This window comes from Actinoplanes sp. NBC_00393 (genome assembly GCF_036053395.1).
GTDB lineage: Bacteria > Actinomycetota > Actinomycetes > Mycobacteriales > Micromonosporaceae > Actinoplanes.
Genome location: NZ_CP107942.1, coordinates 435690 through 460000 on the forward strand (window position 1 = coordinate 435690; position 24311 = coordinate 460000).

At 70.4% G+C, this 24311-nt stretch carries 22 protein-coding genes; 15 read left to right on the forward strand and 7 right to left on the reverse strand.

Annotated elements, in window-relative coordinates; translation table 11 throughout:
- Nucleotides 1-5: 5 nt before the first annotated feature.
- Together OHA21_RS01960 and OHA21_RS01965 are read right to left on the reverse strand one after the other, a co-directional pair.
- A complete protein-coding gene (locus OHA21_RS01960; protein WP_328469485.1) occupies nucleotides 6-1199 on the reverse strand; it encodes an MFS transporter in 1194 nt (397 codons plus the stop codon).
- 109 nt (nucleotides 1200-1308) lie between these two features.
- Entirely contained in the window at nucleotides 1309-2241 is a 933-nt protein-coding gene (locus OHA21_RS01965) for a LysR family transcriptional regulator (protein ID WP_328469487.1), read from the reverse strand.
- 110 nt (nucleotides 2242-2351) lie between these two features.
- Between OHA21_RS01965 and OHA21_RS01970 the strand changes: the two genes are divergently transcribed.
- From OHA21_RS01970 to OHA21_RS01990, 5 genes are read left to right on the forward strand one after another with little or no spacing between them, the layout of a single operon-like run.
- Complete coding sequence (locus tag OHA21_RS01970) at nucleotides 2352-3473, forward strand: FAD-dependent monooxygenase (protein WP_328469489.1); 1122 nt, start codon at nucleotides 2352-2354, stop codon at nucleotides 3471-3473.
- Between the two features lie 11 nt (nucleotides 3474-3484).
- Nucleotides 3485-4429, forward strand: a complete 945-nt coding sequence (locus OHA21_RS01975) for a VOC family protein (RefSeq protein ID WP_328469491.1) — start codon at nucleotides 3485-3487, stop codon at nucleotides 4427-4429.
- Nucleotides 4429-5352 (forward strand): fumarylacetoacetate hydrolase family protein, encoded by a 924-nt coding sequence (locus OHA21_RS01980; protein ID WP_328469493.1) that lies wholly within the window; start codon nucleotides 4429-4431, stop codon nucleotides 5350-5352. The genes OHA21_RS01975 and OHA21_RS01980 overlap by 1 nt, the downstream gene beginning before the upstream one ends.
- Entirely contained in the window at nucleotides 5353-6492 is a 1140-nt protein-coding gene (locus OHA21_RS01985) for an alpha/beta hydrolase family protein (RefSeq protein WP_328469495.1), read from the forward strand.
- On the forward strand, nucleotides 6489-7427 hold the full coding sequence (locus OHA21_RS01990; RefSeq protein WP_328469497.1) for a cyclase family protein: 939 nt from the start codon (nucleotides 6489-6491) through the stop codon (nucleotides 7425-7427). Before OHA21_RS01985 ends, OHA21_RS01990 begins: the two co-directional genes overlap by 4 nt.
- Before the next feature lie 1057 nt (nucleotides 7428-8484).
- On the opposite strand, the gene OHA21_RS01995 is transcribed toward OHA21_RS01990, so the two are convergent.
- Nucleotides 8485-8796, reverse strand: a complete 312-nt coding sequence (locus OHA21_RS01995; protein ID WP_328469499.1) for a DUF3817 domain-containing protein — start codon at nucleotides 8794-8796, stop codon at nucleotides 8485-8487.
- Nucleotides 8797-8930: 134 nt separating this feature from the next.
- Here OHA21_RS01995 and OHA21_RS02000 point away from each other — a divergent pair, with 134 nt between their 5' ends.
- Together OHA21_RS02000 and OHA21_RS02005 are read left to right on the forward strand one after the other, a co-directional pair.
- Nucleotides 8931-9482, forward strand: a complete 552-nt coding sequence (locus OHA21_RS02000) for a hemerythrin domain-containing protein (protein ID WP_328469501.1) — start codon at nucleotides 8931-8933, stop codon at nucleotides 9480-9482.
- A gap of 10 nt (nucleotides 9483-9492) precedes the next feature.
- Entirely contained in the window at nucleotides 9493-9747 is a 255-nt protein-coding gene (locus OHA21_RS02005; RefSeq protein WP_328469503.1) for a hypothetical protein, read from the forward strand.
- On the opposite strand, the gene OHA21_RS02010 is transcribed toward OHA21_RS02005, so the two are convergent.
- Nucleotides 9713-10525, reverse strand: a complete 813-nt coding sequence (locus OHA21_RS02010) for an SAM-dependent methyltransferase (protein ID WP_328469505.1) — start codon at nucleotides 10523-10525, stop codon at nucleotides 9713-9715. The two genes, OHA21_RS02005 and OHA21_RS02010, sit on opposite strands and share 35 nt — an antisense overlap.
- 74 nt (nucleotides 10526-10599) lie before the next feature.
- Here OHA21_RS02010 and OHA21_RS02015 point away from each other — a divergent pair, with 74 nt between their 5' ends.
- Nucleotides 10600-12915, forward strand: coding sequence for a PAS domain-containing hybrid sensor histidine kinase/response regulator (locus tag OHA21_RS02015; RefSeq protein ID WP_328469507.1), 2316 nt, complete (start codon nucleotides 10600-10602; stop codon nucleotides 12913-12915).
- Here the strand turns inward: OHA21_RS02015 and OHA21_RS02020 are convergent, their stop codons facing one another.
- The gene (locus OHA21_RS02020) at nucleotides 12916-13380 is read right to left on the reverse strand and encodes a hypothetical protein (RefSeq protein WP_328469509.1); all 465 of its coding nucleotides are present in this window, start codon (nucleotides 13378-13380) and stop codon (nucleotides 12916-12918) included. It lies immediately after the preceding gene.
- A 75-nt stretch (nucleotides 13381-13455) separates the two neighbouring features.
- Nucleotides 13456-13794: a cupin domain-containing protein gene (locus OHA21_RS02025; RefSeq protein ID WP_328469511.1), complete on the reverse strand. Its 339-nt coding sequence runs from the start codon at nucleotides 13792-13794 to the stop codon at nucleotides 13456-13458.
- Between the two features lie 86 nt (nucleotides 13795-13880).
- Between OHA21_RS02025 and OHA21_RS02030 the strand changes: the two genes are divergently transcribed.
- The 7 genes from OHA21_RS02030 (at nucleotide 13881) to OHA21_RS02060 (ending at nucleotide 22539) form a co-directional block, all read left to right on the forward strand.
- Entirely contained in the window at nucleotides 13881-14870 is a 990-nt protein-coding gene (locus tag OHA21_RS02030) for a sporulation protein (protein ID WP_328469513.1), read from the forward strand.
- A gap of 656 nt (nucleotides 14871-15526) precedes the next feature.
- Nucleotides 15527-16543 carry an ABC transporter substrate-binding protein gene (locus OHA21_RS02035; RefSeq protein WP_328469515.1) on the forward strand — a complete coding sequence of 339 codons (1017 nt, stop codon included), beginning with the start codon at nucleotides 15527-15529 and terminating at the stop codon, nucleotides 16541-16543.
- The gene (locus OHA21_RS02040; protein ID WP_328469517.1) at nucleotides 16540-17340 is read left to right on the forward strand and encodes an ABC transporter ATP-binding protein; all 801 of its coding nucleotides are present in this window, start codon (nucleotides 16540-16542) and stop codon (nucleotides 17338-17340) included. Before OHA21_RS02035 ends, OHA21_RS02040 begins: the two co-directional genes overlap by 4 nt.
- A complete protein-coding gene (locus OHA21_RS02045; protein ID WP_328469519.1) occupies nucleotides 17333-18187 on the forward strand; it encodes an ABC transporter permease in 855 nt (284 codons plus the stop codon). Before OHA21_RS02040 ends, OHA21_RS02045 begins: the two co-directional genes overlap by 8 nt.
- Nucleotides 18184-19071, forward strand: a complete 888-nt coding sequence (locus OHA21_RS02050; RefSeq protein WP_328469522.1) for a TauD/TfdA dioxygenase family protein — start codon at nucleotides 18184-18186, stop codon at nucleotides 19069-19071. Before OHA21_RS02045 ends, OHA21_RS02050 begins: the two co-directional genes overlap by 4 nt.
- Nucleotides 19071-20435 (forward strand): LLM class flavin-dependent oxidoreductase, encoded by a 1365-nt coding sequence (locus OHA21_RS02055; RefSeq protein WP_328469524.1) that lies wholly within the window; start codon nucleotides 19071-19073, stop codon nucleotides 20433-20435. The genes OHA21_RS02050 and OHA21_RS02055 overlap by 1 nt, the downstream gene beginning before the upstream one ends.
- A 748-nt stretch (nucleotides 20436-21183) precedes the next feature.
- Nucleotides 21184-22539, forward strand: a complete 1356-nt coding sequence (locus OHA21_RS02060; RefSeq protein ID WP_328469526.1) for an MFS transporter — start codon at nucleotides 21184-21186, stop codon at nucleotides 22537-22539.
- Between the two features lie 108 nt (nucleotides 22540-22647).
- Here the strand turns inward: OHA21_RS02060 and OHA21_RS02065 are convergent, their stop codons facing one another.
- The gene (locus tag OHA21_RS02065) at nucleotides 22648-23253 is read right to left on the reverse strand and encodes a hypothetical protein (protein ID WP_328469528.1); all 606 of its coding nucleotides are present in this window, start codon (nucleotides 23251-23253) and stop codon (nucleotides 22648-22650) included.
- Between the last annotated feature and the right edge of the window lie 1058 nt (nucleotides 23254-24311).

Sequence of the window (24311 nt, forward strand, 5' to 3'; positions counted from 1 at the left end):
GGCGGTCAGTCCTGGGTGATGTTCAGCGGTGCGGCGTCCTTCGGGACGACCGCGAGCATCGCGACCGCCAGGACCGCGACGACGATCCCGAGGATGCCGAGGGCCGGCCGCAGGCCGCCGACCGCCGCGCCCACCCCGGTGATCAGCACCGGCGACAGGAACTGACCGACGAAGAGCGTTCCGGTCCACAGGCCCGTACCCCGCCCGCGCTGCTCGAAGGAGAGCCCGTTGGTGGCCCAGGTCAGCAGGGTCGGCAGCAGCAGACCGGTGCCGGCCCCGGTGATGATCGCGCCCACGGTGATCACCGGGACCGCGCCGTTGGCCCAGATCACCAGCAGGCCGGCGGCCGACAGTCCGAACGCGATCGGCAGCAGGGTGCGCGGCGTCTGCCCGGAGAGCTTGGCGAACGAGCCCGCGGCGATCGCGGTGGCCAGCGACATCAGGGCGCTGAGCGCGCCGATGGTGGCGGTCGCGGTGACGCCGGCCTCGTCCAGCACGAAGGACAGCTCGACGATCAGGGCGTAGAAGACCACCCCGCCGGCCAGCGTGACCAGGCACGGTGTGCGCAGCTGCCGCCACGGGATCGGCGCCAGCTTGCCGATGCGCGGCGCGCGCGCCGGTTGCCAGATCATGACCGCCATCGGTACGGCCAGCAGCACCGCCGCGAAATAGAGCCAGAACGGCGTGCGCCATCCGGACGAGCCGAGCGCGCCGCCGATGCCGAGGAACACCGTCGCGGAGACCGCCGAGAGCAGCGTCTGCAGACCGAGGTACCGGCTGCGCTTCGGCCCGGACCAGTAGTCGGCGATCAGCGTCGTGCAGCAGGTCATGATCGCCGCCTCGCAGAGTCCGACCAGGACCCGGCTACCGATGATGGCGTGCAGCGACTCGAGGTACAGCGGGGCGGTCCCGAAGATCGTGTAGCCGACCATCGCGGCGATCAGCACCCGCTTGCGGTCGACCGCGTCGGCGATGACCCCGGCGAACGGGGCGGTGAGACCGATGATCAGGGCCGGGACGGTGAGGACGATCGGCACCAGCACGTCGGCGCCCGCGACGCCGGCGAAGTGGTCGGTCATCTGCGGCAGCACGGGCGCGATGAGCACCGCGCCGAGGACGGACAGGCAGCTGCCGGCAAGGAGGAGCACCAGCTGGGCCAGGCCGGCCTGGCGTGGCGGTGCGGAGGTGGCGACAGACATGGAGAGCCTTCCAGCGAAAGGGGGTCCGGTGGTCCAGGTCACACGCGGTGGCCATGACTATGTGCAGTGACCCGTCATTCGCGGAAGGGGGATCCGGTTATGCCGCCTATCAGCCGGGCTGATGACGTAGTTCGGCCGCGGCGCTCGTGAGGAGCTCGCGCAGCCACACGTGGGCCGGATCGTTGCGGTACATCGGGTTCCACCAGAACGCCTCGGCCACCGGCACGACGTCGAACGGGCAGGACAGGACCCGGACCCCGGCGACCGGGGCCAGCCGCCGCGCCAGCCGTTCCTGCAGGAGCGCCACCCGGCGGGTCCCGGCGACCAGGAACGGCATCTGCAGGAACCCGTCGACGACCACGTCCACCCGGGCCTCGACGCCGAGCATGCGCAGTTGCCGGGCCGCCGAGGCGAACGCCGTCGGGCCGTTGAACAGCGCCACCCAGGGCAGTTCGCCGAGCTGCGGCAGGGTGAGGGTGTCGCCGACGTCGGGGTGTTTGTCGTCCACGATGCACACCCAGCGGTCCTCGTAGAGGTCGAGGTAGGGCAGCCCGGTCACGAACCCGTGCGGGATGAACAGCCCGTCGGCCGAGCGCAGCGTCTCGGCGGCGTGGTCCACCGCGTACGGGCTGGTCTGTTGCAGGTGCAGCCGGGCGCCCGGCGCGGCCTCGGCGAGCCGGCGGGCGACCAGCGGGCCGAGGACTGTGGCGGCGTAGTCCGAGCTGACGATGAGGAACTCGCGGTCCAGCCCGGACGGGTCGAACTCGGCGGTGGAGTCGAAGACCCGGCGCACCCCGGCGAGGGCGGGCCCGGTCAGGCCGGCGACCCGGGCGGCGAGCGGGGTGAGGTCGTAGCGGTTGCCGACGCGGACCAGCAACTCGTCGCCGAAGTGCCGCCGCAGCCGGCCGAGCGCGCCGCTGACCGCCGGCTGGCTCACCCCGAGCGATTCCGCGGTCCGGGTCACGTTCCGTTCACGCAGCAGTGCGTCGAGGGTGACGAGCAGGTTCAGATCGAGATTCGCCAGTACCCGGTCGACTGCCATCCCGCCACTATAAGCCGGGACTATGGCTGGGATCACTAACTCGAACTTCCCTGATGGCCTGTGACGAAGGACAGTGGTACCGGTCACAGGGAAACAGAAGGGAAACCGCCGTGCCAGCAGTTCGTAATGTTCTGGTCGTCGGTGGCGGCGCCGCCGGTGCCGCCGCGGCGATCCTGCTCGCCGAGGGCGGCGTCTCCGTCGACCTGGTCGACGCCAAGCCCGACGTCTCCGCGCTCGGCTCCGGCATCACCCTGCAGGGCAACGCTCTGCGCGTACTGCGCGAGCTGGGCGTCTGGGATCAGGTCAAGGCCGAGGGGTACGAGTTCGACACGCTCGGCCTGCGCGCTCCCGACCCGGCCGGCACCCTGATCGCCGAGCTGACCGACATCCGTACCGGCGGCCCGGACCTGCCCGCGACGCTCGGCATGTACCGGCCGACCCTGGCGAAGATCCTGATCGACCGGGCCGGCGCCGCCGGCGCGAAGGTGCGGTTCGGCACCCGGCCGACGGCCCTCACCCAGGACGGCGACGTCACCTTCGACGACGGCTCGACCGGCCGGTACGACCTGGTGATCGGCGCCGACGGCCTGCGCTCGTGGACCCGCCGGGCGGTCGGGATCGACGGCGAACCGCAGCCGGTCGGCATGGGCATCTGGCGCACCTTCACCCGCCGCCCGGAGAGCGTCACCCGCACCGACCTGTTCTACGGCGGGCCCGCCTACATCGCCGGGTACTGCCCGACCGGCGCGGACAGCATCTACGCGTACCTGGTCGAGGACGTCCAGGACCGGTCCGGCCTGAGCCCGGACGAGAAGCTGGCGACGATGCGGCAGCTCGCCGGGGCGTACCACGGGCCGTGGGACGAGATCCGCGACAGCCTCACCGACCCGGCGACGGTCAACTACACCGCCTTCGAGAGCCACGTGCTGGACGGCCCGTGGCACCGCGGCCGCGTGGTCGTCATCGGCGACGCCGCGCACAGCTGCCCGCCCACCCTCGCCCAGGGCGCCGCGCAGGCCCTCGAGGACGCCTCGGTCCTGGCCGAGCTGCTGCTGCGCGAGGACGCGGTCACCGGCGAGCTCTGGAGCGAGTTCACCGGCCGCCGCCTCCCGCGGGCCCGCGAAGTCGTCGAGGCGTCCCTGCAACTGACCCGCTGGCTGCTCGCCCACGAGCGCGGTGACGTACCCGGCCTGATGGGCCGGATCGCGCACCTGGTCGCCTCGCCCGCCTGAAAGGACCTGCTGTGAGCAACGACGAACGACTGATCACCCACCTGCGCCACGTCGATCTGGCCGTGCCGGACTACGACAGGCAGCTCGAGTTCTACACGAACATGTGGGGCCTGGACGCCGAGACCACCGACGAGGGCCTGGCCTTCCTGGCCGCGGCCGGCTCACCGGAGCAGTACTCGGTGCGGTTGCGCAAGGCCGCCGAGAAGCGTCTCGACCTGATCGCCTTCGGCGCCGCGAACGAGGCCGACGTCGACGCGCTCGCCGAGCGCCTCGGCCGCGCCGGCGTCCAACTGGTCGGCGAGCCCGGCAAGCTGCAGACCCCCGGCGGCGGGTACGGCTTCCGCTTCTTCGACATCGACGGCCGCACGGTCGAGGTCTCCTGCGACGTCGCGGTCCGGCAGCACCGCAAGCTGGAGGAGGGCGAGTCCGTACCGGTCAAGCTCTCGCACGTGGTGATCAACTCGCCGAACCCGGAGGCGACCGTCGCCTTCTACAACCAGCATTTGAACTTCGCTCTCTCGGACACCCTGATGCACCCGCGGATGGGCGAGATGATGTGGTTCATGCGGACCAACCGCTGGCACCACAGCCTGGCCATCGCGCGGGGCCCGCACGTCGCGCTGCACCACGCGTCGTTCGAGATGCGCGGCATCGACGAGTACATGCGCGGCACCGGCCGGCTGCTGCGCGGCGGCGTGGAGAAGGTGTGGGGCCCGGGCCGGCACATGGCCGGCAACAACACCTTCAGCTACTTCCTCGACCCGCACGGCAACACCATCGAGTACACCACCGAGCTGGAGGAACTCGACGAGGACACCTGGCACCCGCACCTCTACGACTTCTCCGACCCGGCGGTCAGCGACCAGTGGGGGACGGCGAACCCGATGAACGAGTTCGTCGCCCGGCAGTCGTTCAACGACGTGGACCGCGGCATCTTCGTCGCGCCGCCGGTCTGATGCGGCTCGCGACCTTCCGGCACGAGGGCCGGACCCGGACCGGCATCGTCGACGGCGAGCAGGTGCGGCCGTTCCTCGATGACCCCGGCATGCTCGAGATCATCGAGACCGGCTGGGCAGGGCGGGGGACCGCTTCGGGCGTACCCCTGAAAGATGTGCAGTTGCTGGCGCCGCTGCGGCCCGGCTCGATCCGCGACTTCGTCGCGTTCGAGGAGCATGTCGAAGGGGTCCGGCGCAGCATCGACGGTTCCGCGGGGGTGCCGGAAGCCTGGTACGCCGCACCGACCTTCTATTTCACCAACCCGCACACCGTGCTCGGCCCGGACGACGAGGTGCCCTTCCCGGCCACGTCGGTGGCCCGCGACTTCGAGCTCGAGGTCGCCGCGGTGATCGGTCCGGACCAGCGGATCTTCGGCTACACGATCTTCAACGACTGGTCGGCGCGGGACCTGCAGAGCCGGGAGATGAAGGTCAGCCTCGGGCCGGCCAAGGGCAAGGACTTCGCCTCCACGCTCGGCCCGTGGATCGTCACCGCCGACGAATTGGATCCTCTCAAAAAGGACGGCTTCCTGGACTTGTGGTGCTCGGCCACGGTCAACGACGTCGAGGTCGGGCGGGACCTGCTCAGCAACATGGGCTGGACCTTCGAGACCATGCTCGTGTACGCCGCCCGGGACAGCCGCGTGCTGGCCGGTGACGTGCTCGGCTCGGGCACCGTCGGCAACGGCGGCTGCCTGGCCGAGCTGTGGGGGCGCAACGGCAGGCAGGATCCGCCGCCGCTGCGTGACGGCGACGTTGTCACCCTGACCGTCGAGGGCATCGGCAGTCTCACCAACCGCGTCGCGACCGGACCATCTTTCGATCAACTTCCGGGTGTTCGCCGCCGTGACCCGGCGCGGGCCCGTGCAGAAAGGCAGCACTGAATGTTCGAGTACTTTCCCGGCAACTACGTCTGGAACCTGGGCGTCGTCGCCACCCTGAACAGCGGCGGGCTGATCGACGAGGTGGACCGCGCCTGCCGGCCGATCCGCGAGCTGGCCGCACAGGGCTCCGACGTCGGGACCAAGGAGTTCATGGCGTCCTGGGCCGCGGTCGCGGAGGACCTGGCCACGCAGGCGGCGGCCGACGAGGCGGCGGGGCACCGGCGGACCGCCGGGCAGAAGTACCAGCGGGCCACCAACTACCTGGCCCAGGCCGAGCGGATGCAGAGCGCCAAGTCGCCCGATCGCAAGGCGTTCTACCAGCGGCTGCTCGACCTGCAGCAGAAGGCGTTCGACCTGATCGACCCGTCCACCACCCGGGTCGCCATCCCGTTCGAGGGCGCGCTGCTCCCGGCGTACTTCAAAAAGGCCACCGATGGCCCGGCGCCGACGATCATCCTGTGGAACGGGCTCGACTCGACCAAGGAGCACATGTACGCGTCCGGCTTCGCCCACGAGATGGCGGCCCGGGGGATCAACACGCTGATGGTCGACTGCCCGGGCAGTGGCGAGGCGCTGCGGTTCCTGGGACTCACCTCCCGGGTGGAGACCGAGGACTGGGCCGCGGCGTGCGTGGACTACCTGCTCACCCGCGACGATGTCGTCGCCGGGAAGATCGGCCTGATCGGGTGGTCGCTGGGTGGCTACTACGCGCCGCGGGCTGCCGCCTTCGAGAAGCGGCTCGCGCTCTGCGTGGCCTGGGGCGCGAACCACGACTGGGGGGCGGTGCAGAAGCGCCGGCTCGAGCGCGAGGGGGAGAACCCGGTCCCGCACTACTGGGACCACGTGCTGTGGGTGTGGGGCGAGGACGACCTGGACACCTTCATCAAGAAGGCTGAAGCGGTGAACCTGGACGGGGTGGTCGAACAGATCACCGTGCCGTTCCTGATCTGCCATGGCGAGAACGACCGGCAGATCCCGCTGGAGTACGCGCACCGCTCCTACGAGCAGGCGGTCAACTCACCTCGTCGCGAACTGCGGATCTTCACGCCTGCCGAGGGTGGGGCCGAGCACATCGGGCTGGACCACTTCGCGCACGTGCAGACGTACATCGCCGACTGGGTCGCGGGGGAGTTCGCGTGATCGACCGCACCGATCCGTCGAGTGCGATCGCGGCGGCGGCGAAACGCTGTTCCAACTGGGGGCGGTGGGGCGCGGACGACGTACGCGGCACCATGAACTTCCTGACCCCGGAAAAGCGCAGGCAGGGCGCATCGCTGGTGCGCCGCGGGGTGTCGTTCTCGCTGTCGCAGTCCTTCGACGCGAACGGGCCACAGAAAGGCTGGCGGCGGCGCACCAACCCGGTGCACACCATGCTCGACACCGGCACCGACGCGGCCGCCGGCATCCAGGGCTTCCCGCACGGCATCGGCGGCGCCGACGACGTCATCGCCATGCCGCTGCAGTGCTCCACCCAGTGGGACGGGCTCGGCCACATCTTCGACCACGGGATCGCCTGGAACGGCCGCCCCGCGGCCGAAGTGGTGACCAGCCTGGGCGACTCCCGCACCGGCATCGAGACGGTCGCCGACGTGATCGCCGGGCGTGGCGTGCTGCTGGACTTCGGCGACCTCCCGGACGGCTTCGCCATCACCGAGGAACATCTCCAGGCCACCGCGGACCGGCAGGGCGTCACGATCGGCCGGGGTGACATCGTCCTGGTACGCACCGGCCAGCTCGCCCGCGCCCGCCGCGACGGCTGGGGCGACTACGCGGGCGGGCCGGCCCCCGGCCTGTCGTTCACCACCGCCGACTGGCTGCACCGCACCGAGATCGCCGCCATCGCCACCGACACGTGGGGTTTCGAGGTCCGCCCGAACGAGTTCGACGACGCCTTCCAGCCGCTGCACCAGGTCGCCATCCCACACATCGGCCTGTTCCTCGGCGAGATGTGGGACTTGGACGCGCTCGCCGCGGACTGCGCCACCGACGGCGTCTACGAGTTCTGGCTGACCGCCGCGCCCCTCCCGATCACCGGCGCCGTCGGCTCCCCGGTGAACCCCATCGCCGTCAAGTAGCCCTCACGTCCCCAGCCACCTGATCACCTCGTTCCGCCCGGCATACCCGCGCGGTCCGTCGCGCCCAACCCAGCTGTCGCTGGCTGCTGCCTCCCGCCCCGCGACACAGCCCTGACCGTCAGCCGAGCCCTCTCAGCTGACGCTGGCGGCTGCTTCCCGGCGCGGGAGGCAGCCCTGACCGTCAGCCGAGCCCTCTCAGCTGACGCTGGCTGCTGCTTCCCGGCGCGGAAGGCAGCGCTGGGCGTCAGCTGGGTTCGTTCGGCTGGCTCTGACGGTTGTTTGCCGGCCCGGGAAAGAGCGCTGAGCGCCAGCCGGGCAAGATCGCCGCGGCGACTGCCGGAAACGGCTGCGGAGAGGGCGGCTCTTCACCCGGAATTCTCAGCCTCTGTCGCGATCTTCGGCCATCTGCCACACCCGGGTGTGGTCGGCCGCCCAAGATCTGCTCCGATCCCGGATGGCAGAACAAACTTCCCGGATCTCAGACGGCGACAGTGCCATGCCGGCACGTCGATGGCGGTCGCTGAGCTCGATCCCTCGCGGTCCGAGCGAACCGCTCACAAGCGACTTGCCGCCGACCCCGAACCAGTCGATGTGACGCGATCGGGCGTGAACTGGTTGGTGGGACGCGGTCGGGGCAAACCGGATCCGGGTCGAGGTGGCCGGGCGTGAACCGGCCGCGCGTGAGGTGGCCGGGCGCGAGGCGGGTGGCATGAGCGGCCAGCTTGGAGGCAGCCGGCCGGGAGGCAGCCGGGCACGGGCGGCTGGGCGTGAGGCGGCCGGGCAGGAGGTGGCCAAGCGTGAGGCCGGGCGGGCAACGAGCGCCCGGGTGGGAGACAGTCGGCCATGGGGCCGCCGGGTGGAAGGCGGCCAGACATGAGGCAGCGCGCATGAACAGCCGGGGAGACAGCCGTGCCGGAGGTGACCGGGTGGGAGATGGTGGCCCCGATTGTTCCGGTTTCGGGGGCTGCTGGGCCGGGTGCGCTCACCCCGTACCGATGCGGGAAGGAATGAGGGGCGCCGGCCCCGCGGTTGGCGGAACGCGAGGCCGGCGCCGGCCTCAGCCGGCCGCTGCGACGGCTGGTTGGGTGCGCCGCTTGGTCACCCAGCGTTCGAAGATCAGCGTGGTGAGCGGCGGGATCGACGAGGCCAGGCCGAAGAAGGTGCGCCACAGCGACCAGCGTTCGGCGCGGGCCACCCACAGCGTGGCGGCCAGGTAGGCGACGAACAGCGCCCCGTGCAGCCGGCCGAACAGCCACACGCCGGCTTCGGTGGTCTCGGTGACGTATTTGAGGTACATGCCGGCCAGCAGGCCGGTCCACGAGATCGCCTCGGCGACCGCGGTCACCCGGAAGACCCGGAACGCTTGCACGCGCTTTCCTTTCGAGATCAGACGATCAAGAGCAAAGGCGAGGGTACGCACCCGAAGTTGAGCGTTTGCTGTGGGATTAATCGCTGCTTAACGGGTATTTCGGACGGCGCATCCAGCATTCGAGGGGGAAAGCCGTGCCGGACATCGTCGAGATCATCAAGGAGCAGCACCGTCAGGTGGACGAGCTGCTGACCCGGGCCGCCGAGGAGGACGCCGACACCGCCGCGCTGCTGCAGCAGGTGGCCGGCATGCTGCTGCCGCACTCGGCCGCCGAGGAGGACTTCGTCTACCCGGCGATCCGGGACGCGGCGATCGAGGCCGGCGAGGAGGTCGCCGACGGCGCGACCGAGCACCACCAGATCGAGGAGATGCTGCGCAACCTGCTCGACGGCGACCCGGACGACCCCGGATACGACGGCACGCTCGCCGCGATCACCGGGGAGCTGCGCCACCACGTGCAGGAGGAAGAGGAGGAGCTCCTGCCGATCCTCGAGCAGCGGCTCAGCGACCAGGAACGCGAGGAGATGGGCCGCCGGTTCGCCGAGGCCACCGCGGGCGGGTCCCCTGAGCAGGGTCACGAGCACCTGAGCCGCCACGACCTGTACGAGAAGGCGAAGGAACAGCAGATCCCCGGCCGCTCGAAGATGTCGCGCGATCAACTGGCCGAGGCCCTCGGCGAGAGCTGACACTGGTGTCGTGGAACCGATCACGCGGATGCGCCCGTGCCGCCGCTGCGGTCACCCCACCCGGGTGGACCGCATGGTGCAGGGGTACGGGCGCAACTGTGCCGCCCTGCTCGGCCTGATCGGCGGCACGGTCGACACCGGGCACACCGGCCCGGACCTGCTGGACCTGATCGAGGTCGAGCCGGAGGACAGCTGCGACGGCTGGGACCGCCCAGCCGACGCACCGTCCCCTACTCCGGTTTCACGCCGACCCCGGCCAGGGTGAGCGAGCCGACCGCATCCGGCAGCCGGTGGTCCTGCGGTTCGGGCCGCCAGTCGCCGCCGCGCACCACCCCGGGCGCGACCAGCTGCCACCCCTCGAAGAACCGGGTCAGCTGCGCGGCGTTGCGCGGCACGAGCGGCGTACCGGTGCGGTTGTAAAGATCGGCGACCCGGTCGACCTCGGCCCGCCGGCCCCCGGTGCTGGCGTGCGAGATCGCCAGCTGGCTGCCGGGCGCGGCGGCGTCCCGGTAGGTGCGCATCGCCGAGTCCAGCGCCGGGCTGTCCGGGACGAAGTGCAGGACCGCGATCATCAGGATGGCGACCGGCCGGGTCAGGTCGAGCCTGTCGCGCAGTTCCGGCTGGTCGAGCAGGAGCGCGGGCTGCTGGAGGTCGCCGTGCACCACAGCGGTGTGCGGGTCGTCGCCGAGCATGTGCCGGGCGTACAGAACCGCGGTGGGGTCGATGTCGACGTAGACCACCCGCGCTTCCGGCGCGGCCGACCGGGCCACCTCGTGCACGTTGCTCTCAGTCGGGATGCCCGAGCCCAGGTCGAGGAACTGCCGGATGCCGAGGCCGGTGGCGTGCCGGACGGCCCGGTGCAGGAAGGCCCGGTTGGCCCGGGCGATCAGCGGGATCTCCGGGACCAGTTCGACGGCCCGGGCGGCGATCGCCCGGTCGGTCTCGAAGTTGTGGGTCCCGCCGAGGAACGCGTCGTAGATCCGGGCGGCGCTGGGCCGGTTCGGGTCGATGCTGGCGGGCAGCTCGGGCGTGGTGCTCACCATGTCACGATGCCCAGATTCCCCATCCCCATACCCGGAATATCCGAATAGCCGTAGTTTGGGAGCGGGAGGTAGCGGTGGAGTCACGCGAGATCCCGGGGCTCCTGCTCGACACCGCCCCGGACGCGATCATCGTCAGCCGCTCGGACGGCACCATCACCCTGGCCAACCGCCGTGCGCACGACATGTTCAGGTATCCCGCCGACACGCTCGTCGGGACCTCCATCGACGACCTCGTGCCGGAGGAGGTCCGGGAGGGGCATCCGGCACAGCGGGCCGGCTACCTCAGCGGCGAGCACCCGCCGCTGCGCCGGCTCCCGTTGCGCGGGCTGCGCAGCGACGGCACCGTCTTCCCCGTCGAGGTCTCGCTCTCCGCGGTGGTGGCCGGCGCCGACACATACGTGACAGCCGTCCTCCGCGACGACACTGCCCAGCGGGAGGCCGCCCAGGCCCGCGCGCTGCTCGCCTCGATCGTGCAGTCGTCGCACGACGCGATCGTCACCACCAACCTGCAGGGCCGGGTGCTCTCCTGGAACCCCGGTGCCGAGATGCTCTACGGCTACCCGGCCGCCGACATGATCGGCAAGCCGGTCGACCAGATCATCCCGGTCGGCCGGCGCTCCGACGAGGAGCAGGTGCGGCTCCTGGTCCGGCTGGGCGGCCGGGTGGACCGCTACCGCAGCCTGCGGCAGAACGCCAAGGGCGAGATCATCGCGGTCTCCATGCTGATCTCCCCGCTGCTCGACGAGCGCGGCGCCATCTTCGGCACCACCAGCATCGCGCGTGACATCAACGACCGGGAACGTGCCGAGGCCCGGGTCCAGGCGTTCCTGGACGCCGCTCCGGACGCGATGCTCGGTGTCGGCGAGTCCGGCGAGGTGGTGCTGGTCAACGCCGAGGCCGAGCGGCTCTTCGGGCAGCCCCGCTACGACCTGCTGCACATGCCGCTCGCCCTGCTGCTCCCGGACGGCCTGCCCCCGGTCTCGGCGGTGCTGCGGACCGGTGGGGACAGCACGCCGCTGGACACCGAACGCGCCGACGCCAACCCCGGCGACCCCGTCGACCAGCGCTGGGCCACCCGGCGGGCGCTGCGCCGCGGCGGCGCCGAGCTGCCCGTGGACATCGCCTGCAGCGCGCTGCACACCGACAGCGGCGTGGTGATCGTGGTGGTGGTCCGCGACATCACCGAACGGCTCGCCGCCGAGGAGGAGCGCCGCCGGTTGCGCGAGGAGACCGACCGGCAGCGTCTCGAGGCCCGGATGCAGCAGGCCCAGCGTCTGGAGAGCCTGGGGCAGCTGGCCGGCGGCATCGCGCACGACTTCAACAACCTGCTGGCGGTCATCCTCAACTACGCCTCGTTCATCATCGAGGACTCCGCGGGCAGCCAGCCGGCCGTGGACGCGGAACAGATCGCCCGGGCCGCCCGGCGTGGCAGCGACCTGACCCACCAGCTGCTGGCCTTCGCGCGCCGCGAGGTGATCCGGCCGCGCCCGCTCAACCTGAACACCGTGGTCACCGAGGTGCACCAGATGCTCGAGCGGTCCCTCGGGGAGCACATCTCGCTGACCGTACGCACCACAGCCGGCCTGCCGTCGGTGATGGCCGACCCCGGCCAGCTCGAACAGGTCCTGGTCAACCTGGCGGTCAACGCCCGTGACGCGATGCCCACCGGCGGCCGGCTCACCATCGACACCGCCCTGGTGCAGGTGGACACCGAGCACGCCGCCGCCCGGGCCGGGCTCACTCCGGGCCGCTACGCCCGTCTTCGGGTCTCCGACACCGGCACCGGCATGCCGAAGGAGGTGATCGACAAGGCGTTCGAGCCGTTCTTCACGACCAAGCCGAGCGGGCAGGGCACCGGGCTCGGCCTGGCCACCGTCTACGGCATCGTGACGCAGGCCGGCGGCACCGTGCAGATCTACTCCGAGCCGGGGATCGGCACCACCTTCACCATCCTGCTGCCCGCCACCGAGGTGGAGGCCCAGGAGGTGACGGCGGAGGAGTCCACCGCCGGGCTCACCGGGCACGGCGCGACTGTGCTCGTCGTCGAGGACGAGGACGCGCTGCGGGAGGTGACCTGCCGGATCCTGCGTCGCGGCGGCTACACCGTGCTGGCCGCGGGCGGCGGCGAGGAGGCGCTGCGGCTGGCCGGGGAGAACCCGGTGGACGTCCTGCTCACCGACGTGATCATGCCGGGGATGCTGGGCAAGGATCTGGCCGACGCGGTCCTCGCGTCCTGGCCGGGCACCAAGGTGCTGTTCATGTCCGGGTACGCCCAGCCGGTCCTCACCACCCACGGCACCCTCTCGGCCGACGTGCACCTGCTGGAGAAACCGTTCACCAGCGCCGAGCTGATGCGCGCCCTGCACGACGAGCTGCAGGCCAAGCCGTGATCACGGGACCGGTTCGACGGCCGACAGGATCAGGCCGAGGCAGGCGCAGACGGCCAGCACCACGGCGAAGATCAGCATGATGACCGCGGCGGCCAGGCCCGGATAGCGCTGCGGCGGGGCCCCCAGCGCGCCACCCATGAAGGAGAGCAGGGGCGCCCGGTACTCCAGCTCGACGGTCTTTCCCGGCGCGGCCACGACGGTCGTCTCCGCGGTGCCGATCCGGGCCGGCACCAGGTAGGGCACGTGCACGTGGACGAGGTGCGGCCCGAGACCCACCGACGTCACCACCCGGCCCCACGTGGCCGGCACGTCCTGCCCGTCCACCTCCAGGACCGGGGTGAACAGGCCGAGCAGGAAGGCGAGAGGTGCGTACCGCATCGTCACGGCGATGGTCGAACCACCGCTGCCGCGCGAGGTATCGACCGGCGGCAGGCCGGGCAGCACGGGCGGCGCGAGCGTGGGCAACGCTAACCCTTTCCGAAGGTCGCCCGCGCAGAATATGCCGTCCCCGGCGGCCGGGGAAGCCGTCCTCAGTGGATCTCAGGCGCCGGTGACGTAGACCTTGCGCAACGGCTCGGTGACATGCCAGACCGTCCGGGTGCCGGCGGCGAGCCGCACCAGGTCGCCCGGCCCGATCGGCACCCGGCCGCCGCCCTCGACCTCGATCTCGGCGCGCCCGGAGAGCAGCACGAACGCCTCCTCCGCCTCGACGTCGCGGGCCGCGCCGGCGGTCATCTCCCAGACGCCGATCTCCGCGCCCAGCCCCGGCAGGGTGGTGACCGCGACCGCGCCGGTGGTCGGGCTGCCGCTCACCACCGCCTCCGCCGGCTCGTGCAGCACCACAATCTCGGCCAGGGGAAATACGGCGACGGGCTCCATGACCTTGCACAATAGTGTTCTCAGCGTTTGTTCAGCGGGCGTTGTTACTTTTCCGATCCTGACGGTTTCCGAGCGGGAGAAACATCGTGGTCTTCAAGAAGTTGCTGGGTGCCCTCGGGGTGGGCGGCCTCAGCGTGGACACTGTGCTGTCCAACCCCAGCACCTATCCGGGCGCGCCGCTGACCGGCCAGGTCAACCTGGTGGGCGGCACCCAGGACGCCGACATCGAGCACATCACCCTCGGCCTGGTCACGCGCATGGAGGTCGAGGGCGGCGGCGGTGACTACTCCGCGGTGGCCGACTTCCTCCGGGTGCCGGTGACCGGCCCGATGCGCCTGGCCGCCGGCCAGCAGCTCTCCCTGCCGTTCCGGTTCGACATGCCGTGGGAGACGCCGATCACCACGGTCTACGGCCAGCAGCTGCGCGGCATGGTCATGGGCGTGCGCACCGAGGTGGCCATCGCCCGGGCGATCGACAAGGGCGACCTGGACCCGGTGCACGTCCACCCGCTGCCGATCCACCAGCGCATCCTGGACGCGTTCGCCCAGCTCGGTTTCCAGTTCAAGTCCGCCGACCTGGAGCACGGCCAGATCTACGGCGTGCACCAGACGCTCCCGTTCTACCAGGAGATCGAGTACTACCCGCCCGCTCAGTACGCGCATGCCGGCATCAACGAGGTCGAGCTGACCTTCGTGACCAGCCCGCACGCCGTCGAGGTGGTGCTGGAGTTCGACAAGCGCGGCGGCCTGTTCACCCAGGGCCACGACACCTACGGCCGCTACACGGTGTCGCACGCCGACGCCGACACCACCGACTGGCGCCAGGTCGTCGAGGGCTGGGTGCGCCAGGCGGTCGACAAGCGCAAGTCCATGCCCGGCTTCGGCGGCGGCCACGGCGCCTACGGTCACCCTCAGCCCGGCTACGGGCACGGTCACCACGGCCACTACCGCCGGCACGGCGGCGGGATGGGCATGGGCGGCGCCGCGCTCGGCGTCGCCGGCGGTCTCGCTGCCGGCTACCTGGCCGGTGAGGCCATCGAGGAAGGCATGGAAGAGTTCGGCGACTTCGGCGAGTAGCCAGATCGAGGCACACAGAGGGCGGGGGTCTGCGGACCCTCGCCCTTCGCTTTTGGTCAACAACCCGTTCCGGTACGCCTTTTCGCCGCCCCCGCCGCTCGCAAGCGGATCGGACCACACCTCCCCGGGCCACCACGCGGTCACCAGCCTGGTTGCGGCCCCAGCGCGGCCGCCGGGAAACACAGCGTGGTCCCGGTTACCCCATCCGGGCGCGGGCCTCTCGTCGGAGGTTTGGTGTTCCGGGCCGTCAATCCGCCGGAAAGCGCTGCTCAGCCTGCCGATGACGAGCGGTGATCAATCCATGCCGGAAACCATATCCCACTCACCCTATGGGAAATGTATGTGAGCTGGGTCACAAAGTGGCTGACGGCAATGCCCCGGGCCGTCTACGTTTCAGGGCATGAACCGAAGCAAGCGCCTGACCCGGCGCCGCTTCGTCGACTACCTCCGGGTGTGCACCTGCGCCTGTTGAGTCCGACGGCGAAGCCCCCGCCGCCCTGACTGCTCCACGCCTCGCCACACATCGTCGCCCGGCCCATGCCCGCTCGGGCGCAGAAACACCACACCGCCGGCCCCTGCCGGCGCGATGAACCCTGCCTTCCCACCGACGGCGTGCCCGCCGCGCGGTCGATGACCCATACCCGCGAAGGAGTCCCATGACCACCCGCAGATCCGTTCTCGCTGCCGCCGCAGCCGGTGTCCTCGCTGTCTCCCTGCTCTCCGCCTGCGGATCAGCCGGCGCCGCCGCCTCCGGCGAGCAGGCCAAAGAACTGCGCTACCAGGGCTGGGTCGGCGCCGTCACACCCGCCGAACTCGCCGAGGATCTCGGATACCTCGGCGACGTGAAACTCAGATGGATCGGCAACACCATCAGCGGCCCGCAGGACATCCAGGCCGCGACCACCGGCGACACGGACTTCGGCGGCGCCTTCAACGGCGCGATCGTGAAGCTCAAGGTGTCGAAGGCACCGATCACCGCGGTGGTCAGCTACTACGGGTCGGACAAGGGCAACTACAGCGGCTTCTTCGTGCTGGAGGACGGCCCGATCAAGAGCGCCAAGGACCTGATCGGCAAGAAGATCGGCGTCAACACGCTGGGCGCGCACGCCGAGGCGATCACCAAGACCTACCTGACCCGGGCCGGCCTCACCCCCGAGGAGATCAAGCAGGTAGAGCTGATCGTGGTGCCGCCGGTCAACACCGAGCAGTCGCTGCGGGCCGGCCAGATCGACGTCGCGGCGCTGAGCGGAACGCTGCGCGACGTCGCGCTGGAGCACGGCGGCATCCGCCCGCTCTACACCGACGTCGACCTGCTGGGCGACTTCAACGGCGGCAGCTACGTGCTGCGCAACGACTTCATCAAGGAGAACCCGGACACGGTACGGGCGTTCACCACCGGCGTCGCGAAGGCCGTCGACTGGTCCCGCTCGCAGCCGATCGAGACAGTCCACGCCAAGTTCGAGGAGATCATCTCCAAGCGCGGCCGTAACGAGGACACCAACCAGGTCAAGTTCTGGAAGAGCTACGGCGTGGTCAGCCCGGGCGGCAAGATCGCCGACACCGACTTCAGCGTCTGGATCGAGTGGCTGAACAACACCGGCGAGCTGAAGAAGAACGACCTCGAGCCGGCTGACCTCTACACCAACGAGTACAACGAGGTGGCCGCATCATGAGCAAGATCCGCTTCGAGAACGTCGGCAAGACCTTCCAGGCCCGCGGCACCACGGTCACCGCGCTGCAGGACATCAACCTCGAGGTGAACGAGGGCGAGTTCCTGGTCATCGTCGGCCCCAGCGGCTGCGGCAAGTCCACCCTGCTCGACCTGCTCGGCGGTCTGGCCGAGATCAGCAGCGGCCGGATCCTGGTCGACGGCGAACCGGTCACCGGCCCCGGCCTGGACCGCGGCATCGTCTTCCAGCAGTACGCGCTCCTGCCCTGGCGCACCGCACAGGGCAACGTCGAGTTCGGGCTGGAGGCGAAGCACGTACCCCGTAAGGAACGTGCCGAGAAGGCCCGCGAATACCTGGACCTGGTCGGCCTCGCCGGCTTCCACGACCGCTACCCGCACGAGCTCTCCGGCGGCATGAAGCAGCGGGTGGCGATCGCCCGCAGCCTCGCCTTCGACCCGGACGTGCTGCTGATGGACGAGCCGTTCGCCGCCCTCGACGCGCAGACCCGCGACGGCCTGCAGGACGAGCTGCTGCGGATCTGGGAGAAGACCGGCAAGACCATCGTCTTCATCACCCACGGCATCGAGGAGGCCGTCTACCTCGGCCAGCGGGTGGCCGTGCTGACGTCCCGGCCGGGGCGGATCAAGCAGATCGTCGACATCCCGATCGACGCCCGCTCGGCCACCGAGGACCTGCGTTCCGACCCGCAGTTCACCCACTACCGCCACGAGATCTGGACGCTGCTGCGCGACGAGGTCACCAAGGCCCGCAGCGAAGAACTGGAGGTCACCCGTGCCTAGCCTCACCGCTACCCCGGTCGTGGTCCATCCTGCACCGGCACCACCGGTCGCCGCAGCTGCGCCGGCTCGGCACTGGCCACGCCGGATCCTGCGTGCCGGCGGCAACGTCTTGACCCGGATCGCCGCGATCACCGCCCTGGCCGTGATCTGGGAGGTGTTCCCGCGGTTCGGCCTGGTCGACGCGGTCTTCCTGCCACCGCTGTCCGAGGTGCTCGTCGCCTGGAAGGACCTGCTCGTCTCCGGCGAGCTGTGGAGCCACACGTCGGCGAGCCTCGCCCGATCGGCCGCCGGGTTCGGGCTCGCGGTCGCCGTCGGAGTTCCGCTCGGCCTGCTGATCGGCTGGTACACCCCGGTGGCGAACCTGCTCAACCCGCTGCTCGAGGTGTTCCGCAACACCGCGGCGCTGGCCATCCTGCCGGTCTTCGTCCTGATCCTCGGGCTCGGCGAGACGTCCAAGGTCGCGATCATCTTCTACGGGTGCACGTGGCCCATCCTGCTCAACACGGTGAGCGGTGTCCGTACCGTTGATCCGCTCTTGATCAAATCGGCCCGGTCCCTCGGGCTCGGCCCGGTACGGCTCTTCCAGAAGGTCGTCCTCCCCGCGGCCGTGCCCACCATCTTCACCGGCATCCGGCTGGCCGGCGCCGCCTCGATCCTGATCCTGATCGCCGCCGAGATGGTCGGCGCGAAGGCCGGCCTGGGCTACCTCATCAACTACGCCCAGTACAACTTCGCGGTCCCCGACATGTACGCCGGAATCATCACGATCTCCGCCATCGGCCTGGCCGTGAACCAGCTCCTCGTCGTCACCGAACGCCGCTTCTCTACCTGGAGGACCCAGTCATGAGCATCACTGTCAACCGCATCGGCGGACGCATCGGCGCCGAGATCACCGGCGTGGACCTGAAAGCGGAGTTCGATGCCGAGGCGATCCACGACGCCCTGGTCGAGCACAAGGTCCTCGTCTTCCGGGGCCAGCACCTCGACGACGAGCAGCACCAGCGCTTCGCCTCGGTCTTCGGCGAGCTGACCCTGGCGCACCCGACCGTCCCGTCCGTCGACGGCCAGGCCAGCGTTCTCGAGGTCGCCGGCGGCGAGGGCGCCCGGGCCAACGCCTGGCACACCGACGTCACGTTCGTGGTCGCCCCGCCCAAGGCCACCACGCTGCGCAGCCTCGTCATCCCGCCGTACGGCGGCGACACCCTGTTCTCCAACACCGCCGCCGCGTACGCCGACCTGCCCGAACACCTGCGCCTGCTGGCCGACCGGGCGTGGGCCGAGCACTCCAACGCCTACGACTACGCCGAGCACCCGCAGTTCCGCTCCTCCGAGGCCGAGGATTACCAGAAGGTCTTCCAGTCCACCCGCTACCGCACCGCCCACCCGGTGGTCCGCGTCAACCCGGACTCCGGCGTGCCGAACCTGTTCATCGGCAACTTCGTCACCGGCATCCTCGGCCTGTCCAGGACCGAGTCCCGGGACATCCTGCGGCTGCTCCAGCACTACGTGACCCGGCCGGAGAACACCCTGCGCCACAAGTGGCAGGTCGGCGACATCGTCGTCTGGGACAACCGCAGCACCCAGCACTACGCCGCCGACGACTACGGGGACCTGGCCCGCAAGCTGCACCGGGTGACCGTCGCCGGCGACGTCCCGGTCAGCCTCGACGGCACCAAGAGCTACATCCTCGAGGGCGACGAGGCCACCCACTACACCCCGCAGGTGCAGTGATGACCCGTCCTGGACAGCTGCACCTCAACGCGTTCCTGATGAGCGTCGGGCACCACGAGGCGTCCTGGCGTCTTCCGGAGAGCGACCCCTACGCCGACCTGAACGTCGAGCACTTCAAGAACCTGGCCCGGATCGCCGAGCGCGGCAAACTCGATTCGCTCTTCCTCGCCGACGGCCCGGTGCTCTGGGACCAGGTGGGACGCCGTCCCTCCGGCGTCCTCGAGCCGACGGTTCTGCTCACCGCCCTGGCCGGCGCAACCTCACACATCGGCCTCATCGCTACGGCCTCCACCACGTACAACGAGCCGTACAACCTGGCCCGCCGGTTCGCCTCCCTGGACATCATCAGCGGCGGCCGGGCCGGCTGGAACATCGTCACCACGGCCGGTCTGGACGCGGCCCGCAACTTCAACCTGGACGCGCTGCCGGCCCACAAGGAGCGCTACGAGCGGGCCGCCGAGTTCGTCGACGTCTCACTCAAGCTCTGGGACTCCTGGGACGACGAGGCCATCGTCGCCGACAAGGCCGGCGGTGTCTGGGGCGACGACGAGAAGATCTATCCGCCCGCTCACCGTGGCCGGTACTACTCGGTGGCGGGCGCGCTCAACGTCCCGCGCTCCGCGCAGGGCCACCCCGTGCTGGTCCAGGCAGGCTCGTCGGAGAACGGCCGCAACTTCGCAGCCCGGTACGCGGAAGCGGTCTTCACCGCACACCAGACCCGGTCCGACGCGACCGAGTTCTACGACGACCTCAAGCGGCGGGCCGCCGAACACGGCCGCGACCCTTCGCACATCAAGATCCTCCCCGGCATCGTGCCGATCATCGGCGCCACGGAGTCCGAGGCCCGTGCCCTGGAGGCGGAACTCGAGAACCTGATCCGCCCCGAGTTCGCCATCCGGCAGCTGGCCGAGCTGCTCGGCGTGCAACCCTCCGAACTCGACCTCGACTCCGAACTACCGGCCCACCTGCCGGAGGAGGAACAGATCGAGGGCGCCAAGAGCCGCCGCACCCTGGTCGTCAACCTCGGCCGCCGCGAACACCTGACGGTCCGCGAGCTGATCGCCCGCCTGGGCGGCGGCCGCGGCCACCTGACCTTCACCGGCACACCGGTGCAGGTAGCCGACAAGATCGAGACCTGGTACTCGGCGGGCGCCGTGGACGGCTTCAACATCATGCCGCCGGTCCTCCCGTCGGGCCTCGCGGCCTTCGTCGACCAGGTGGTCCCGATCCTGCAGGAGCGGGGCCGCTTCCGCACCGAGTACACCGGCCGCACCCTGCGCGACCACTACGGCCTACCTCGCCCCGCCAACCGCAACACGGCCCCGCAGGAGCGCACCCGGCAACCCGCGGCCCTGCACTCGTGACCCGACCGGCCCCACGCCCCGGCGGCGGACCAGCGGCCCCGGCCGCTCCCGCCCCCGGGGCGTCCGCCCACCCCTCAACCACACCCCACCGACCCGCCGAGCCGCGCATCCCAGCCGAGCCGAACTTCCCAACCTCACCCCACTTCCCGAGGGCGTCGCGCTTCCTGGCCTCACCCCACTTCCCGAGGGCGTCGCGCTTCCTGGCCTCACCCCACTTCCCGAGGGCGTCGCGCTTCCTGGCCTCACCCCACTTCCCCAGGGCGTCGCGCTTCCCGGCCGCGTCGCGCATCTCATCTGCGCTCCGCTTCCCGGCCGTGCCGTGAATCCCGGCCGGGCCGCACGCTCCAATCCCAGCCGCGCTCCAATTCCCAGCGAGGCCCGGAAACCCAGCCGGACCCACGTTCCCCACCGCGGCGCGCATTTCAGCCGAGCCATACTTCCGGTCTTCACCGCAACATCACCCCCAATCCCGGCCGCGGCCCGCATCTCGACCGTGTCTTGCGGTCCGGCGCGCCACTGCGGTCTGCTGTGGACGGACGGCAACGCACCAGCGTGCGACCTGTATATATCCGTTTTGTCGGGCCTGCCCCCATCGGTGGCCCTGGCGGGCGGATCAGTCTCGCCGTGCAGAGCGGCCCGGCCGGCGCGGGCGGGACTGTGTCGGCTTCGGCGGGGAGCGGTAGGCGTACCCCGACGGTTTTGAAAAATGCGCCGAAGTCGGCGCCGGACTGCCGAGCTGAGGCACCGCATGACCGAAAATGATCTGCGAGGGCGAGCGATCCTCGGAGGCCTCTGCCTGGCCACCGCCGCCTACTCGGTGCTGCAGTCGCTGGTCGTCCCGGCGCTCGGGGTGTTCCAGCACGAACTCGGCACCACCCCGTCCGGCGCGGCCTGGCTGCTGACCGCTTTCCTGCTCAGCGCCTCGATCTCCACGCCCGTGCTGGGCCGGCTCGCCGACGTCTTCGGCAAGCGCCGCATCCTGCTCGCCGCCCTGACCGCGATGTCCATCGGCGCCCTCACCTCGGCCGCCGCGAACGACCTCCCGGTGATGGTCGCCGGCCGCGTCATCCAGGGCCTCGGCGGTGCGGTCTTCCCGCTCTGTTTCGCCCTGGTCCGCGACCACCTGCCACCCGCGAACCGCCCGCGAGCCTTCGTGGTGATCTCCACCGTGATGAGCGTCGGCGGCGCGCTCGGCACCATCACGGCCGGCCCGATCCTCGGCCTCCTGTCCTCGCGCTGGCTGTTTTTGATCCCTGCCATCGTCTCCGCGCTGGCGATGATCCCGGTGGTCCTTCTGCTGCCGCCCGGCAAGCGCGCCTCGCGCGACGCCAAGATTGATTGGTACGGCGCCGCGCTCCTGGCCACCTGGCTAGGCCTGCTGCTGTCCGCGATCAGCTCCGGTTCGCCCTATCCCATCCCGGCCGCCGCAGCCCTGGCCGTCGTCTGGTGGCGCAGCCAGCGCCGCGCCGCACAACCGTTGGTCGACCTGCGGACGCTGGCGCTCCCGACGGTACGGGCCACCAACGCCGCCACGTTCCTGCTCGGCTTCGGCATGTTCGGATCATGGATGGTGATCCCGCTGATGGTCGCAGACCGGTTCGACGCGGGCCCCACCCTGGTAGGCCTGGTGATGCTCCCGACCGCCCTCGGCAACCTGCTGATCATGCCCGTGCACCGTCGCCTCACCGCCCGGCAGGGCCCCCGAGCCGCCCTGGCCGTAGGCATCGGCACCGCCGGCCTCTCCTACCTGGGCCTCGCCCTCTGGCACCAGACCCTGCTGGCCGTCTGCCTGGGCATCCTGGTCATGGGCGCCGGCATCGGCCTGGCCTTCGCCGCGGTGGGCGCCCTCGTGGTGGAGGCCGTCCCCAGCGAACAAACCGGAGTCTCGGCTGCAGTGAACACCGTCATGCGCACCGTAGGCGGCAGCCTGGGCGCAGCCGTCGGCGGCGCGATCCTGACGCTGTCCTCCGGCGACTCCCCGTATGTCACCGTCCTCCTGCTGTATGCAGCCGCTCTCGCCGCGGCCCTGCTCTGCGCGATCCAGGTGCCTCGCCCAGCCAGCCTTTCCGGTCACCCGTCGCCAGCCCAGCCCAGCAGGGCTTGATCAGCCGACCGCCATTCCCGTACTGCTCGCCTGCCGCTTACTCACGCCGCGCCGCTCCGCCTTGCAACGCCCCCGCTGACCTCCGGCCGGTCCCGAGGTCTGCGGCCGTCAGAGTTCGGCGAGGGCGGTCTGGCGCCGTGCTTCCGTGACGTCCGCCATCAGCTGATCCCACTGCTCATCCGCCCGGAACCGCGCCAACTGCACATCCTTGGCCGCCCGCGCCGACGTGTACTCCCACCAGGCCGCCACCCGCACCGGCCACAACCCGACCCGAACCGCGCCCGCCATGAAACAGCGGTGCGCCAGCAAGGTCGCCGCCAGGATGTCCGGCTCGAGCTCCACCTCGGGATCGTCGATGGCCCGGCCGAGCATGCGCACGTCGCGGTGCATCTCCGAGTACGCCACCAGACTCGGCATCGCCGGAACCAGCACCCCGTCCTCCGGCTCGATGAGATCGTCCGCGTAGGCAGGCGTGAAAACCACGTCATCCACGGTGATGATCAGCGGCAGCGCCTCGTGCTTGCGCCGAACGTCCACCTGAACCGCCGGCGCCCCGGTGGGCACCGACACCCAGTCCGCCTCGATCACGTCCCCGAATGCCAGCCGAACCGTGTCGCCGATCGCCGGTATGTGCACCGATACCAGGCCGGGGCCGGCGGTCACCTCAGTACCCGGCACCTCCCGCAACATGTCCGCGAGCTCATCAGTGCGCATGCGCTCGTTATACGCCCTCGGCGCACGGCCCGCGCTCCCACCCGCGATCAGCGCGTGTCCCGTTCCTCCTTCCCCCGCTGCGAACCGCTCCGCGCCCGCAGCAATCTCGCGCGCCGGCCCTGGGCACGGCTCACTGCTGCAGCCCGGCGTTCCGCTGCCGCGCTGCTCAGCCGCTGGGACTGCTTCGCGCTCGCAGCGGTCTCTCACGCTGGTCTGTTCCGCGTTCGCGCAGCGAGTCCGGTTCCCATCCGTAGCGATCCTCCGCTGCCGGTCCGGACTCCCGCTGCGAACCGTTCCGCGTCCGCACCGAAATCGCGCGCCGACCATGGTCACTGTGGGAGCGTCTTGGCAGCATCGCTACCCAGGACCTCTAGGGATCGGGCCTACGCAGCCCGGTCTGGCTGACCGCCAGTGCTCCTTCCACTTGCGTCAGCAACACCGGGCGTCCGGAGGTAGGGCGAAACCTGGGCATCGTCCTGGCAGGCGTCGCTGTTGGCGGTGGTTGGCTTGCTGGGGCGCCGGCCTGCTGTTGCGCTGGGCGGTATTGCTCCAGGCGGTGGGCGAGTCGTGCGGGCGTCATTGCGATCTTGTCGGGCCCTGGTTGGAGCGATCTTTCAGCACGCCGACGGCGGCAATATCCGCTCTGACCTGAGGATTTTCGCTGATCAATCGGATGTGAGCCGCGTCGCGGGGAGCCGATTTGGCATCGCGCGGAGCGGCGAGTAATGTTGTCCGAGCCGCCAGGGAGACGGGCGAGCGAGCGGGACCCTCACGGGGCCCGGCGCGGCCGTCCTGACGGAAATCCTAATCTTGACCAGACGATCTCCGATCGTCTGGTTTTGCGGGGTGCCTGTGCAGTTTCTGTTTTGCTGAATCCGGTTGCGAAACGCGGATTTGACACGGCGGAAACGGCGGGTAAAGTAGAGCGAGTGCCCCGGAGGGTCGGGCCGCGGAATGCGGTTCGGTTTGATGGTGTGCGGTTGTTCTTTGAGAACTCAACAGGGTGCTTGATAAGCCAGTGCCAATTATGGCAATACCCCGGCTCATCGCTTAGGCGG